This is a genomic window from Lutibacter oceani, assembly GCF_003384935.1.
GTDB lineage: Bacteria > Bacteroidota > Bacteroidia > Flavobacteriales > Flavobacteriaceae > Lutibacter > Lutibacter oceani.
On record NZ_QTTQ01000012.1, the window covers coordinates 177451 to 193157 of the forward strand.

The following is a 15707-nucleotide window of genomic DNA, read 5'->3' on the forward strand; positions in this document are numbered from 1 at the left end:
AATAAACACTTCTTAAAAAATTATTCTTCGTAATAGCGTCTTCTTGTAGGTGGGTTGTTAAATAAAACACCTCCTGCAGCTTCAAACTCTTTTTCAAGTTTTGGAATTTCAACTTCATATAAATTAGTTAATTCTGATATTTGACTATCAAAATCTTTAGTTGCAATATCAAATTGTTCTTTTTGAGCTCCTGTAATATCAACCTGTGCTGAATATGTAGTATATAAAGCGTATCTTAATCTACTCGCTACTGAATTTTTAGCTCCAAATCCACCAATAATTACTTTAGCAACAGCATCAACTTCATCTTGCAAACCATTAATTTTATTTACAAGTATATTTCCTTCAACAGGTGTATTTTCAAGTATTGTTTTCATACTTTTTAAACCCGTATTCATTGCATCTATTTTTCCTCTTACAGAAGTTACCTGGGCGTTTAAATCGTATACACCTTTTAAAAAATTAAAATTTGCTTCATAATTTGGTGTTCCAAGTGCATTTGGTAATGATTTAACAGTGAATTCCTGTGGATCAACCAACCTTGTAAAAACGCCATTCATATTTTTATCAATTGCTACTTTATAAGTTCCTGGCGGTACTTTTGTTCCTCGATTTGTTAAATAACTTAAATCCCAAGTTGTACTACCGTAACCTTTTTTTAGTGGAACTGAAATTTTTCTCATAATAGCACCATCGACGTTATAAATTGTAAAAATTAAATTTGGTTTTACTTCATTACCCTCAGCTAATAATTCTTCTTCAGTAGGATAAATAAATTTAGCACCTGCTTTTTCAGCAGCATCCATTCTTTTGATGCGTTTTTGTTTTAAACTTTCAAATCCGTTTTTAATAAAATATTCAAATTTTACAGCAGGGGTTGGATTTGGTGTTCTAAAGTAAACATCTCCCTGATAATTTAAATTGCTTGAAGGGAAGTATAACAAAGCTTCATTAACATCAAATAAATGTGCTTCTTTTTTTGAAATATCTTCACTTAAAGATCTTAATGAAGAATAATTATCTAACACATAAAAACCTCTACCAAAAGTTGCTACTACTAAATCATTTTCACGTTTTTGAATTGTTAATTCTTTAACCTGAATTGTTGGAATTCCTTTTTTAATCTGAACCCATTTTTTACCACCATCAATACTTGTCCAAACTCCCCATTCTGTTCCGATAAACAATATATTTGGATTTATATGATCTTCTTGAATACAATAAACTGTTCCTGAAGGAAGGTTTGAAGCAATAGAAGTCCACGTTTTTCCTTTATCAGTACTTTTTAATAAATAAGGTGTAAAATCACTGCTATTTTTTCTTCCATCGAAACAAGCATAAACAACATTTTCATTGTGTTGTGAAGGTGTAATATAATTTACAAATGTCATATTTGGCACAGTAGGAAAAGTATCAAAACGATCCCACTTTTCACCATCATTTTCAGAAACCCAAATTAATCCGTCATCAGTTCCAACATAAATTAAGCCTTGTTTTAATGGAGATTCTGTTAAAGCAAAAATATTTCCAAATTTTGAAGTTGACATGTTTTTAGCAACTGCTTCAGGTGGCCACATTTTACCCATCATAGGTAATGTATTTTGATCAATACCACGAGTCATATTTCCACTTACTTTTTTCCAAGTTCCACCCATATCAGTACTTTTTAATACATACTGACCACCAACATATAGTGTTTTTGAGTTGAATGGACTAATAAAATATGGTGTATTCCAGTTCCAGTTATATTCTTCATCTGTAGTAGGTTGTGGTTGAATAGAAATACTATTTCCAGTAGTTCTATCATAACGTCTTAAACCACAATACTGAGATTCACAATAATGAATATCTGGATTACTAGGATCTGGAATAGATAAATAACCATCACCACCAATTGTATATGTCCAATCTGAATTTACAAGTGATCGCCTATGCGTTTGAGAAGGTCCAAACCAAGAACCATTATCCTGAGCTCCTCCATAAACATTGTAAAAAGGATATTCATTATCAGTTCTTACGTGGTAGTATTGAGTTATTGGTAAATTACTTTTAAATTGCCACGTTTTAGCACTATCAAAAGTTTCATAAATTCCACCATCGCAACCTGCTATATAATGGTTTGTATCCGATGGATCTATCCATAAAGCGTGGTTATCAACGTGTTTATTACTTCCCTCAATATTTTCCCATGTTTTTCCTCCATCATTTGAACGTCCGTTATAGGTATCCATTAGAATTACCCTATCTTGGTTTATTGGGTCTGCATATACTTCATTATAATATTGTGGACTACTCGAAACCTTATCGCTTCTTTTTTCCCAACTCTCTCCCATATCAGTGGATCTATAAAACCCACCTTTATTACCTGGTAATTCAATAACTGCATAAATAATATTTGGATTAGCAGGAGAAAGCGCCAAACCTATTCTACCAACATCCCCTTTTGGCAATCCTTTTGTTTGCTTTTTCCAAGTTTTTCCGGCATCTTCAGATTTATAAATAGCCGATTCTGGCCCTCCATCAATTTTTGAATAAACTCTTCTTTCACGTTGATGTGAAGTAGCATATAAAATATCTGGATTTCTAGGATCCATTTCCATATCTGAAACACCTGTGTACTCACCAATTTCAAGAATTCTATTCCAAGTTTTCCCTCCATTAACTGTTTTATACAATCCACGTTCTCCTCCTGGCCCCCATGCTTGCCCTTGCGCAGCAATATAAACCACATTGCTATTTCTAGGGTCAATCATTATTTTGCCAATTTGAGAACTTGTTTTTAAGCCCATATTTGTAAAGGACTTACCACCATCAGTAGTTTTATAAACACCATCACCATAAGCTAAATTTCGCTGAGAATTATTTTCACCTGTACCCACCCAAACAACATTGGAATTATTTGGATCCATAGCTAAACAACCAATTGAATAAACTTTTTGGTCATCAAAAATTGGTTCAAATGTAGTACCGTGATTTATAGTTTTCCATAAACCACCTGAAGCCACTCCAACATAATATTCTGAAGTATTATCTGGGTTTACTGCTAAATCAGCAATACGTCCTGAATAAGCTGCTGGCCCAATACTTCTAAAGCTAAACATATTTAACATTTGATCATTCAACTCAAACTGTTTAGCATTTTTAGTTGATTTCTTTTTTTTACTTTGAGCAATTGTGTTTTGAGAAATAACCATAAAAAGTATGGTTAGGAAGGATACTAGAATCCGTCCATTTTTTTTTATTTTATACATGAAATTATATTTAAATTATTGAATTTGATAAGATTGTTAAAAATAAACATTTTTTTTAAAGATTTTCCATACTCAGTTAATATAGAATAATACTAAATTAATATAAACCTATAGAATATATACAAATTGAAAATAAAACTATATGGAACGGATCTTAACTATAAAAACGGACTCAAAATTTTGCTTATTAGAACAAAAATCATAGTATATTTACAGAAGCCTTGTATAAAAAGAATATTTAATTATTGTGAAAAAATCGATTGTTACTGCCAAATGGCTTCATAGAAATTTAAAAACCCCACATTTAATTATTCTTGATGCCAGTCAAACTGAAAATAAATCCAATCTTAAAACCAAACTTGAAGGTTTACAAATTAAAAATGCTCGTTTTTTTGATTTAAAAAATACTTTTAGTGATAAACATTCTAATTTACCAAATATGCTTCCACTTCCAAAAGAATTTGAAAAGGAATGCAGAAAACTTGGAATAAATAAATCAAGTAAAATAGTTGTTTATGATAATTTAGGAATATACACCAGCCCAAGAGTTTGGTGGATGTTTAAAATTATGGGACATAATAATATAGCTGTTTTAAATGGAGGACTTCCAGCTTGGAAAAATGAAGGTTTTGAATTAGAGCATATTCAAAATAAGGTATATAAATCTGGAGATTTTGAAGCCATTTTTAATCCAAATTTGGTTAGAAATATAGACGAAATAAAATCTAATTTAACAAAAAAAAATGAGCTAGTTGTTGATGCAAGATCCGAGGGAAGATTTAACGGTACAACTCCTGAGCCTAGAGAAAGTTTAAAAAGTGGGCATATTCCTAACTCTATAAATTTACCGTATACTACTGTTTTAAATAATGGTAAATTCAAATCAAAAGAAAAATTAACCGAAATTTTCAAAATTCCTGAAATTGCAAATAAACCTTTAATATTTACATGTGGTTCGGGCATTACAGCTTGTATATTAATGCTCGCAAGTGAAATGGTTATTGAAAATAAAAAATCTGTTTATGATGGTTTCTGGACTGAATGGGCAGCTACAAAAAACTTACCAATACATACAAAAATTTAAATATTAATATCATGAAAAAACTTAGCGCTATTTTAATTTTAATGCTTTTAACTTCTTCAATTTCTTTTTCGCAAAAAGGGAAAGTTTTTGACAATTTAACTTTAAAAAGTACAATTTTAAAATCTGAACGCAAATTTGCAATTTATTTACCACCAGATTATGAAACATCTGAAAGAAGTTACCCTGTTTTATATTTACTACACGGTATGGGAGATGACCAAACTGGCTGGGTTCAATTTGGAGAAGTTTTAAGAATTACAGATGAAGCAATTAAAAACGGAACTGCTACACCAATGATAATTGTAATGCCTGATGCAAATACTGAAAAAATAGGATATTTTAATACAATAGATGGTAATTGGAATTATGAAGATTTCTTTTTTAAAGAATTATTACCTTATGTTGAAAAAACATATCGTATAAAAAGTGAAAAAAGGTTTAGAGGAATTGCAGGTCTTTCTATGGGAGGTGGCGGATCTTTTATGTATGCTTTGCATCACCCTGAACTTTTCTCATCAGCCTGCCCTTTAAGCGCTTATGTTGGAGAACTTTCTATTGATAAATTTAAACAACGTTTTTTAAAAGGTACTAAAACTTACAAAGAAGAAACAATTCAGGAATATTTTGAAAATCACAATGCCATTTCATTAATTAATAAATTAGACAGTGAAAAAGCAAAAAGCGTAAGATGGTATATAGATTGTGGAGACGATGATTTTTTATTTGAAGGAAATAGCCTTGTTCATATAGCAATGACTAAGAAAGGTATTCCACACGAATATAGAGTTAGAGATGGAAGACATAGCTGGACTTATTGGCGAGCATCATTGCCAAAAGTATTGGCATTTGTTTCCGATGCATTTCATCAATATTAAAAGGCTAACCTGTTGAAAAATGCCTTATTAAAAAGTTGTTATTTCTTACTATTTATTAACTCCGTTTTTTGTTTTTCACAAGAGTGGAAAAATTTGAAAATTTACAAGAAAGAAACTGGAAATTTAATATTAAAAGAAGGTTGCTGGTTAAAAAAAGATAGAACTAAAAATACGACAACTTGGGAAAGTGCAAACAAATTTAATTTAAAAAATAACGCTTTCTCAAAATATAAAACTATTCATCAAATCCGTGATTTTTATCATTTTATGCAAATTGAACTTGATAAAAAGGGACATGAAATTAAATGGACTCATGCAGCCTTTTTAGTTGCAAATCAACTTTCAAAATTAGAAATTGATTTTATTCGTTTAGTTATTGTTAGAAATAAAGAAGTCGTTCAATTTGCACATGAAGGATCTAAAAAAGTATTTGAATATTCATTTCCAAAATTAAAAGAACTTTATTTTTCAAAAGAACTTTTAAAAGAATCTGAAGCTGAAAATTGGGATAAGAATCAAACGGTTATAGAGCAATGTGAAATATTGGATCCTTTGTATAATAATCTTTCAAAAAAGGCATTGAAAAAACTAAATAGAATGGCTAAGGGAAAAGGAATTTATAGTTTAGGTGTTGTTAAAGGAATAAGATATGAAGGTGAAATTATTAATTGTAATACGCGATATTATTATAGTATTAACAAATTAATTCCTTATTGTAATTCTACTAAATAGTTGGTTAATTATAAATATTTTCAATTAGTTTTATAGCCAAATTAACCTAAAACCGCTTTTTTAAGCTTCTTATTAGATTTATAAGTAATGAAATTAAATTTAAACTGTAATGTTGAATATTTAAAATCTTTTATTTCTGAAAAGGAAGCTAACAATTTGTATACGTATTTAGTCAATTTAAAAAAACTTAACACATTAGCAGAAATTGAAACTTTTTCTGGAGAAAAATTCTATCAAGATTATGGCAAATTAATGTTTATTACAAAAAACTTATTCGACAAAAATAAATTTGATGAACGTATTTGGGGAAATACAATGGTTTGGCCTAATGATTTATTATTTTTAAAAGAAAAAATAGAACATTTAACAAATATTAAATTTGATGTTGGTGTTTGTATTTTCTATCCAAATGGAAATTCTGGGGTAGATTACCACTCTGATTATATTGCCTTTGGAGATACAACCATTATTCCTTCAATTAGTTTAGGAGAAATTAGGCAATTTAATTTAAGAGAAAAACAAACCTTAAAAGAACATAAAATTAACTTAAATAACGGTAGTTTAATAATTATGGGAGAAAATTGTCAAGAGCTATATGAACATAGTTTACCTGTAAATGAAAACTACAAAAATGGACGTATAAATATTACTTTTAGAAAATATGGGTTTAATTAATTTTTTACAAGAAGCTAATAGTAACATTTATTTATAAAACTGAGTAAGTTTTAAATAAATTTTAATAAAACTTACTCAATTTTAAATTTAAACAACCTTTAAGTTTTAAATTAAACTTCAGCTTTTTCTTTACTTCTTTCTGTAACAATTTTTTCAACTAAGTCAGGTACTTTTTCAAATAATGCAGCTAGCCCGTGAGTTTTTCCTGCTTCAAGGAAAGAAATATGATCTCCTTTTGTTACTAAAAAACCAATTGGTTCTATACCAACTCCTGCTCCAGCACCTATACCTTCACCTTTTGCTTCTTTTTTAGTGCGAGTATCTCCACCACCAGATCCAAATCCCATACCTACTTTAATAACTGGTACACACTTAAATTCACCTAAATCAAATTGTTTACCAACAACAGTATCGGTATTCGCTTCAGTTTTCATAAAGTCTGTAATTTGTTTTAATAATTCTTCAAAATGTAATTCCATAATCTTGATTTTTAAATGTTAATAAATGATTTAATTATATTAAATGGCCTGTTCTGCATATACAATACCATTTGATTTCTACCTTCAAAATTGATACGAAAGTTTCCGAAATTATAATTTAATAATGCAAATACTGGGTATAATTTTGCGTTCATTATACAATCTCCGGTGTCAATTTCTACTACTATTTTTTTTACCTTAAATGATTTTAAAATCCGTATCCCCTTTTTTAAATTTCCTATCTTATTAGTTTTTGTATTTTTTTTTGTTTTAACGGTGCCTTTTTGCTTTATACTCTTTAATTTTAATGGGTAGAAATAAAAATTAAAAAAAAGCACATTCAATTTTAATTTTAAAATTTCCTTTTTATCACCTTCTATACTTGCCTTTGCCAAACCCAAAAACTGTATAAAATACTTATTTGTATTTGTGTTAATACAAAGCACTATTGGCATCCATAATAGATAAACAATAAAGAGTAAAAGCAATACAAAAAAAATAGTTAAACCCATTTTTTAATTTTATTTAAAGGAAAAAATAATTGGGTATTTATGCAATGATGTGCATCATTTAAAAGGATGTAACCTTCCAAAAAAATAATGATTTTAATCAGTTAAAAAATAATTTGTAGTCTATGATTTTTAGATTTTAACTTTTAAACATTATATAATTGTGAATTTTATAATTACACTGAAAAGGATAAACTAAAAAAAGTAGTAAAAATTTTAAAAATAAACCTCACTTATTTAGGCTATCTCAGTTATTGGCATCATCTTTGCAATTCAAAAGATAATTAATATAAAATTTTTAACATGAGTAAAGGAACAGTAAAATTCTTCAATGAAACTAAAGGTTTCGGATTTATAACAGAAGAAGGTTCAAACAAAGAACATTTTGTTCACATTTCTGGATTAATTGACGAAATTCGTGAAGGCGATGAAGTTGAATTTGATTTACAGGAAGGTAAAAAAGGATTAAACGCAGTAAATGTAAAAGTAATTTAATATATACTTCTTAATTTTTTACAAAAGCCTATCAATATTGATAGGCTTTTTTTATTTGAAAATTTAAAACATTATTTTACAACAAAATCAAAATATTGATTTTTAAAAGGCTCGTTAAAAAGTGTAAAATGCCACCATTCCTTCGGGTAACTTACAAAGCCAAAATTGTTCATCACAGTTTTTAACAGCATCCTATTTTCCTTTTGTTGCTTTGTAATTATGTTATGTGTTACCCAGGATTCCTATCCAAAATAATCATAGGAAGCATCTATAATAGTTGGGGTTTCATCAGTAATATAAACAAACTTTTCTACTAATGAAGCCTGAATATTTATTGTATTAAATAGAACAGGAGTAGTAATTCAATATTAAATTTAATGCTTTTTAATAATTGTTAATTAAAACAATAAAATACATTTTCAAAATCATTTTAGCTAAGATATTTCATTATAAATTGATATATATCATATTAATATCTTAATTTTATAAAGCATTAGCCATTAATTGTATACCCCTTTTTTTTATCCTTAACTAATTTTTTAAATGAAAACATTAATTAATAATTTTATAAAGCAACTTAAAGAAATTCAAGACGGACAAATTTGGTTAAATGTTAGTTTTAAAAAAAAACTGGATTTATTAGACGAGAAAGAAGTTTTTAAAAGGCCAATACCCAAATTACATAGTGTTGCAGAATTAATTTCACATTTAACTTTTTGGAGAAAAGAAGCAATTTTAAAAATTAAAACTAAAAAAGGTTTACTAACTGATGAAAGTGAAGAAAATTGGTTAACTATTGAACAATTAAAAAAAATTGGCTGGAAAAAAATTCAAGCTGATTATAATAATAGTTTAAGCGAAATAATTCTGCTACTTGAACAAAAAGATGACAGTTTTTTATATGAAACTTATTATGATAACGATTATAAAGATGATTATAAATATCTCTTTTTAATTGAAGGAATGTTACATCATGACATTTATCATTTAGGACAAATTGGAATGTTAACAAAATTGTTATCAGTTAGATAGTAATACCAACTAAAAACATCAAAATTGATTTATGAAACCATTTAAAAGAATTGTTTTAATTCTTATTACGCTTATTTTAGTATTTGTTATAAATATTTTTGTTTCAACAGGATTTTTTAAAACCATTGAAAATAAATTTGAAGGTGAAATTGTAAAAAAAATAAAGCTGCCAGGAGCTGAAGATATAACAGTTAGCACGCAAAATAATTTTGCATTAATTTCATCAACCAAACGAAGTAATTTTGGTTTAAATAAAGAAGATTCTGGTGGATTATTTTATATGGAATTAGAAAGTGGAGATTATAATATAACACCATTAACTACTAATTTTTCAAAACCTTTTGCACCACATGGTATTTCAATGTTTAAAGTTGACAATACATATAAGGTAATGGCTGTTAATCATACAGCAAAAGGACATTCATTTGAAGTTTTTAATTTAAACGATAAAATTTTAACCTTTCAAAAAACGATAGAAAATCCATTAATTATAAGTCCGAATGATGTTGTTTTAATAAATGAAAACCAATTTTATTTCACCAATGATCACAAATACACAAAAGGCTTAGGAAGATTGTTTGAAGATTATATTGGTCTATCATTATCAAATATAATTTACTTTGATGGTGAAAATTTTAAAGAAGTAGCTAGTGGAATAGCCTATGCAAATGGTATAAACTTTGATGCAAAACGCAACTTAATTTTTGTAGCGTCACCTAGAAAATTTTTGGTAAAAGTATATAAAAAGGCTAAAGATGGTTCATTAACTTTTATTGAAGATATTCCTTGTGGAACAGGCGTAGATAATATTGAATTAGATACAGAAGGAAATCTTTGGATTGGAGCACATCCAAATTTATTAAGATTTGCATCCTATGCAAAAGGCAAAAAAGAAACTTCACCTTCGGAAATTATAAAAATTAACTATCGTGGTAAAAATAATTATACAATCAAACAACTGTTTTTAGATGATGGTAAATTAATGTCCGCATCAACAGTAGCAGCTCCTTTTAAAAACTTAATTATAACTGGTAACGTAATGGATGCTAATTTTTTGATTCTAAAAAAAGAAAAATAACTGTACTAACCTTATTTAGAAAAATAACAGAATACCCCCTTTTTGGATGGTAAACCAATAAACCAAATTTATCCGCAGTTAGGTGTTTTAGTAAGCTATTGTTAAATTAACTTCTTTTATTGGGCTTTAAAGAATAAAGTTTAAGTAATTGAGCCTCTTTTTTTACTCTTATTTTTAATGAAATAGCTGCTAAAACAAAATAAATTAGGGTTAAAATCCATAAATGATTCCATTCATTTAGTACTTCCAAAAAAGAAGCTTCCATTTGTGTTAACCTAACAAATCCGTTAATTCCAGGTGTTGAAGGAATTAGTTTTGAAATTAATTGGTAAAATTCTGAAAATCCTTCAACAGGAAACGACAAACCACTTAACATTAAAGATGGAATAGAAAGCAACACTAAAAAAACAATAGAATCTTCTCTTCTTTTGAATAATGAACTAATTGTAATTCCTAAAAAAACTACAGAAAACACATACGGAATTATAAATACGTAAATTAAAAATAAAGAAGATCTAACTGGAATTGCAAATAAAGTATAAACTATTCCAACCTGAATAGGAATAATTACCATAAAAATTGCAGTGTACAAACAAGCTTTTGCCAACAAAACAGGAATTGTTCCTCCTTTATGTAACAACCTAGGAAAGTTTGTATGTGTAGTTATAGTTTCACGCCTCGATCCACTTAAAAGTCCGATTCCCATTAACAACACCAACTGCACAATTAAAGCGGTTAACATTGGTATCATATACGTTGCGTAACCAGATGTAGTATTGAATAAACTTGTAGAAATTGCTTGTATTGGAGTATAATTTTGTTGTGCTTGAGTTAACGAAACTCCTTTCGCCATTTCTTTTTTGATAAAAATTCCCGCACTAAAATAACCGTTAATAGTAGAAACATCACCTAACACTCTTTTATAAAAAACCATATTAGCAGCATCTGAAAAAGTAGTAATTGCAGTTTGTTTACCGCTTCTAATATTTTTCTCAAAATTCTTTGGAATGATAACAATTCCCTCAACTTTTTTTGAATAATAAGCTCTTTTTGCTTCTTGTAAATCTGTATAAGCCGTTATTGCTTTTGTGCCTTCTGTAGCATCTAACATTGCAATATAATCTCTACTCATTTTTGTAGCATCCTGATTTATAACAGCTACGGGCACTTCTTTAACTACTTGATTTGAATATATATACGTATAAACTACTAAAATAATTAGCGCTACTGAAAGAAAAGTGCTAAGAACTGCTTTATCCGATTTAATAGATTTCCATTCCGTTGAAAATGTATTCCAAAAAGAGATTTTTGCTTTATAATATAATTTAAATAAGTTCTTCATTATTAAATGCTATGATTAAACACTCCTTTTGAAAACAATTTTTTTAATTTAAACCAACCCAATGAAATAGGAACAATACTTAAAATCACTAAAATAATGATTGGTTTTAATGAATAAAATACTGGAAAACCTCTTTGAGATTGATCTAATAACAATTCAAAAAAATGCGTAAATGGAAAAATTTGACTTAACCACTGTAATATTGTTGGCATTCCGAAAATTGGGAAAGTTATTCCTGAAAATGATAAACTAACAGCCGCAAAACCAGCACCAATTGTTAGTGCTTCTCTAAAACTATTACTAAAAGCTATAAAAAATAATGCGTATGATTGATTTGCTATAATTAACAACAATAAACCAACTAATACAGCAAATTTATTTCCAAAAAAAGGAAAATCTTGCCAAACATACATGCTAAAAAGCATAATAATTCCTACTAGTAAAAACCAAACAGTATATGGCAATACTTTACCTAAAATTATTGCAGATAGATTTCCATCAGTAATATTTAATAATTTATTTCCCTTGCTGTATTTAAAATCTGCTCCAAAACAATAAATAGTAGTTAACATTACAAATATTTGGAAAAACATTGCCAAAAAACCTGTATTTAAATAGTATGAATAATTTGTATAAGGATTAGACAACACGCGATTATTAGAAACAATTGGTTGATAATTAACCATTGCTTGTTGTATTGAAACTCCTTGCTTACGCTGTTTTTCAATAGTTACACCAGCTGAAATAGTTCCTATTACCTTTCTAAAAGCTTTATATTCTAATCCGCCAGGTAACAGTAAATTACTGTTGTATTGATTGATAACATGCACTTGTTTACCGCTTTTTAAATCGGCTTCAAAATTTTGTGGAATTGTAATTAAACCGTACACTTTTCCTAAACGAACTAATTCCTCACCTTTTTGCTGATTTAAAGGAAAAAAGCCTACCTCAATTTCTGGAGCAGCACTTAGCTGGGAAATAACATTTCTTGAAATTGCAGAATGATCTAAATCTACCACAGCAACGGGTAAATTACGAGCTACACCTTTACTTAAAAGCGTATTAAAAAACAATATTGAAACAAATGGTAGCACAATTGCAAAAATAAATACAGACTTGCTATTAAATAACAATGCTATTTCTCGTTTTGCAATTCGTAAAGATGGTTTCATTTTACTCATTAAATTGAGAATAATCTATTAAAATGCTCATCCCAGGTCGTAATTCAACTTCTTTAGAAACAGGAGCTGCTTTAATTTCAAAAGTTCTAACATCAAAACCTCCTGTTGCTTTGGTTGCGTTCCAGGTTGCATAATCACCTAAAGCAGCTACATAATAAATTTTAAATTTCACTTTTTTATGTTTCAATGCCGGAATTGTCGCTTCAAAAATCCCCTCTTTTTTAAAATTGAATAAACTTGTTTCTTTAATGTTTAAAATTGCATAACTATTTGCTAAGTCTACCAAATGAACAACTGGATAACCAGCTCCAATTAATTCACCTTCTTCAGGTAAAAAATTAAGTATTTCGGCATCAATAGGAGAAATAATATTTCGTTCATTTTTATATCCTTCTAATTCATTTAAAGCGCCATTTGCTTGCTTTAGCAATGCTGTTGCAGCATCAATATCTTCGTTTCTAGCACCTTTCATTGCCATTTGGTACATACTTAATGCAGCTTCTTGATCTTTTAAAGCTACTTCCTTTTTTGCAAAAAATTCATCGCGTTGTTGCTCTGATATTACACCGTCTTTAAATAAATTCTCCATACGTATATAGGTTTTTATAAGCACATTTACTGCTGCAGTTGCCTTTTCGTATACACTTTTTGCTGCTCTTATTTCTTCAACTCTTGCACCGTTTTCGACCTTACTTTTTTGTGCTTTTGCAGCATCTCTTAAAGCTAGTGCCTGTTGCTCCTTTGCCATAATTTCTGGACTAAATAGCGTTGCTAATAATTGTCCTTTTGTTACATGCTCACCTTCTTTTACTTCAAAAGAATTGATACGTGTTGGTATTTTTGCAGCTAAATATATTTCTTTAGCTTCAATTCTACCTTGTAAAACAACTGCTTTTGGCTTTGTTATAAACCAAACACCTGTAAGCACTAAAATTGCTATAAATACAATGCTTATTAATGATTTTATAAATTTTGGATTTTTCATTTTAATTTTAATTTTGATTTAAGAAAAATACTGTTTTACCAGTAAGTACCATTAACTCCCCATAAGTTATATTGTACTCGTATAAGGCTTTTATTTTATGAATTTTAATTTCTGATAATTTTAAAGTTGCATCAATAACTTCTAATGAAGTTCCGGTTCCTTCTTCAAAAGCACGTGTACGCATAAATTTTAATTTATTAGCAAATGCTTCATCGGCATTTAAACTTTCGTATTGTTCTAGTTCCTTTTGCATGGTATTGTATAGTTTTTCAGTATACGTTATTAAATTTAATCGTGCTTGTTTATCAATTTCTTCAACCTGAGATATTTTATATTTTGATGCTTTTATTTTATGTTCTCTTTGAAAGCCATTAAACAATTCCCATTCAACACCTACACCTACAAACCATTTTGTATCTACCAATGATAAATTTTCTTTTCCCAGAATGTATTTCCCCATCATACCTATTTTAGGAAAATATTCGCTATTCTCAACTTTTACACCTACTTCTGCTAATTCATGATTTTTTTGAATAGTTTTTAACTGATTGTTTTCAGTTAACATATCATCTTGAAATTCTTTTAATGGTTTTACAATTTTTGGTTCTTTAAATTTGGTTGAAACTCCTTCAATAGAATTAATACCAATTAAATTTTTAACAGCTGTTGTTGCTAAAGCCACATCTTTTTTTGCAGCTAGTAATTCTCTATTAGCATTAGAGAGCGCTACCTTTGCATTTAGAGTTTCTACCTCAGGAATTAATCCATTTTCAAAAAGTTTAGCTGCTTGGTTGTTATGTAATAAAATTACATCAAACACTTCCTGTCTTAATTTTACTGCTTCTTCCGCTAATTTTAATTTAAAAAAGTAGTTTATTAAATTTATAGTTAACTCATTTTCTTCAATTTGATGTTTTGTTTCCGTTAACTCCAATTTAATTTCTGAAGCTTTGTTTGCTGCATTAATTTTCCCTCCAGCAAAAATTGGCATAGATACATTTGCTGTTGCAAATCCTAAGTTCTTTTCTTGTAAAGTAAAATTCCAATCACCTAATACAACAGCAGGATCTGGAATACTTAATAAACCTCCAACCATATTACGTTGCGTGTTTAAGTCTACATCAATATTTTCATCTAAATGCAAATAAGTTCCTGAAACACCAATTGTTGGTAACCGTAAGCCTCTGGTTGCTTTGTGTTCTTCTTCCATAGCTTTTACTTCAAAAGTTGATGCTTTTGCTTCACCATTTTCAGATAACATTAAGTTATAAGCTTGTTTTAAAGTAAGTTCTTGTGCATATGTAAATGTGGTAAATAAACCTAAAAAGAAGAGTAATTTCAATTCTATTCTACTAAATTTCATTAATTTATAATTTGTTATTATGTTCATTTATTTTAAAATTTTCAAAATATTTTCTGTCAAACTTTTTACGTCATTTATGGTAACCTCTTGTTCTCCAAAAATATTTTTTCGTGTAAAGTTTATATAATCTACGGCATACACCAAAATGTGATAATGCAATTGATACACTGTTGTATTTTGAGAAATTTCCCCTGATTTTACACCTATTTTTTTTATGCTTTCCATTAATTCAACACTTTTAAGTTTTATTTCATCAGACGCTAAAAAATTTTCATTATGAAGTAGTTGATAAAAAAACTTTGAAGCAATTGGTTCATTCAAAAAATAAACGATTCTATTCTGTATAAATGACTCAATTAAAGGTTTAACACTTGATTGGTTGAGTGCTAATAAAAACTCCAATTCTTTGTATAATGAATTTACTTTTTCATAATACAATTCATTTATTAAATCTTGTTTTCCTGCATATATTCTGTATAAATACCCTCCGCTAACTTTTGCATTTTTTGCTATCATAGCTATTGTAGTTGCCTCAATTCCATTTTCAACAATTGTTTGCATTGTAGCTTCTTTAATTCTTGCAATTTTATGTTCATCAATCTTACGTGCCATATGTTATATTTTAG

Annotated in this window: 15 protein-coding genes; 7 read left to right on the forward strand and 8 right to left on the reverse strand. The window is 28.5% G+C overall.

The genetic code is table 11. The features are described from left to right. Window positions 1-20 precede the first annotated feature (20 nt). Entirely contained in the window at window positions 21-3251 is a 3231-nt protein-coding gene (locus BX611_RS13695) for a WD40/YVTN/BNR-like repeat-containing protein (protein WP_147296429.1), read from the reverse strand. A 247-nt stretch (window positions 3252-3498) separates the two neighbouring features. On the opposite strand from BX611_RS13695, the gene BX611_RS13700 reads away from it, so the two are divergent. The 4 genes from BX611_RS13700 to BX611_RS13715 all read left to right on the forward strand — a co-directional run bounded on the left by BX611_RS13700 (window position 3499) and on the right by BX611_RS13715 (window position 6617). Further along, complete coding sequence (locus tag BX611_RS13700) at window positions 3499-4335, forward strand: sulfurtransferase (RefSeq protein WP_115882343.1); 837 nt, start codon at window positions 3499-3501, stop codon at window positions 4333-4335. Window positions 4336-4346: 11 nt separating this feature from the next. After that, a complete protein-coding gene (locus BX611_RS13705) occupies window positions 4347-5210 on the forward strand; it encodes an alpha/beta hydrolase (protein WP_115882663.1) in 864 nt (287 codons plus the stop codon). A 93-nt stretch (window positions 5211-5303) separates the two neighbouring features. Beyond that, window positions 5304-5942 carry a hypothetical protein gene (locus BX611_RS13710; protein WP_115882345.1) on the forward strand — a complete coding sequence of 213 codons (639 nt, stop codon included), beginning with the start codon at window positions 5304-5306 and terminating at the stop codon, window positions 5940-5942. Window positions 5943-6029: 87 nt separating this feature from the next. Continuing rightward, complete coding sequence (locus BX611_RS13715) at window positions 6030-6617, forward strand: alpha-ketoglutarate-dependent dioxygenase AlkB (RefSeq protein WP_115882347.1); 588 nt, start codon at window positions 6030-6032, stop codon at window positions 6615-6617. A gap of 110 nt (window positions 6618-6727) precedes the next feature. Here BX611_RS13715 and BX611_RS13720 read toward each other — a convergent pair whose 3' ends face one another. Next, a complete protein-coding gene (locus BX611_RS13720; RefSeq protein ID WP_115882349.1) occupies window positions 6728-7096 on the reverse strand; it encodes a GerW family sporulation protein in 369 nt (122 codons plus the stop codon). A gap of 812 nt (window positions 7097-7908) precedes the next feature. Between BX611_RS13720 and BX611_RS13730 the strand changes: the two genes are divergently transcribed. Continuing rightward, window positions 7909-8100, forward strand: a complete 192-nt coding sequence (locus BX611_RS13730; RefSeq protein ID WP_115882354.1) for a cold-shock protein — start codon at window positions 7909-7911, stop codon at window positions 8098-8100. 71 nt (window positions 8101-8171) lie between these two features. On the opposite strand, the gene BX611_RS13735 is transcribed toward BX611_RS13730, so the two are convergent. Then, a complete protein-coding gene (locus tag BX611_RS13735) occupies window positions 8172-8321 on the reverse strand; it encodes a M15 family metallopeptidase (protein ID WP_317047908.1) in 150 nt (49 codons plus the stop codon). A 322-nt stretch (window positions 8322-8643) separates the two neighbouring features. Here BX611_RS13735 and BX611_RS13740 point away from each other — a divergent pair, with 322 nt between their 5' ends. Together BX611_RS13740 and BX611_RS13745 are read left to right on the forward strand one after the other, a co-directional pair. Beyond that, window positions 8644-9132: a DinB family protein gene (locus BX611_RS13740; RefSeq protein ID WP_115882358.1), complete on the forward strand. Its 489-nt coding sequence runs from the start codon at window positions 8644-8646 to the stop codon at window positions 9130-9132. Between the two features lie 31 nt (window positions 9133-9163). Further along, window positions 9164-10210: an SMP-30/gluconolactonase/LRE family protein gene (locus tag BX611_RS13745; RefSeq protein ID WP_115882360.1), complete on the forward strand. Its 1047-nt coding sequence runs from the start codon at window positions 9164-9166 to the stop codon at window positions 10208-10210. 106 nt (window positions 10211-10316) lie between these two features. On the opposite strand, the gene BX611_RS13750 is transcribed toward BX611_RS13745, so the two are convergent. The 5 genes from BX611_RS13750 to BX611_RS13770 are packed head-to-tail and all read right to left on the reverse strand — an operon-like array spanning window position 10317 to window position 15693. Then, window positions 10317-11552: an ABC transporter permease gene (locus tag BX611_RS13750; RefSeq protein ID WP_115882362.1), complete on the reverse strand. Its 1236-nt coding sequence runs from the start codon at window positions 11550-11552 to the stop codon at window positions 10317-10319. A gap of 2 nt (window positions 11553-11554) precedes the next feature. Further along, window positions 11555-12724: an ABC transporter permease gene (locus BX611_RS13755; RefSeq protein ID WP_162880043.1), complete on the reverse strand. Its 1170-nt coding sequence runs from the start codon at window positions 12722-12724 to the stop codon at window positions 11555-11557. Window position 12725: 1 nt separating this feature from the next. Further along, the gene (locus BX611_RS13760; RefSeq protein WP_115882367.1) at window positions 12726-13718 is read right to left on the reverse strand and encodes an HlyD family secretion protein; all 993 of its coding nucleotides are present in this window, start codon (window positions 13716-13718) and stop codon (window positions 12726-12728) included. Between the two features lie 7 nt (window positions 13719-13725). Beyond that, entirely contained in the window at window positions 13726-15108 is a 1383-nt protein-coding gene (locus BX611_RS13765; protein ID WP_115882369.1) for a TolC family protein, read from the reverse strand. After that, window positions 15109-15693, reverse strand: coding sequence for a TetR/AcrR family transcriptional regulator (locus tag BX611_RS13770; RefSeq protein ID WP_115882371.1), 585 nt, complete (start codon window positions 15691-15693; stop codon window positions 15109-15111). Between the last annotated feature and the right edge of the window lie 14 nt (window positions 15694-15707).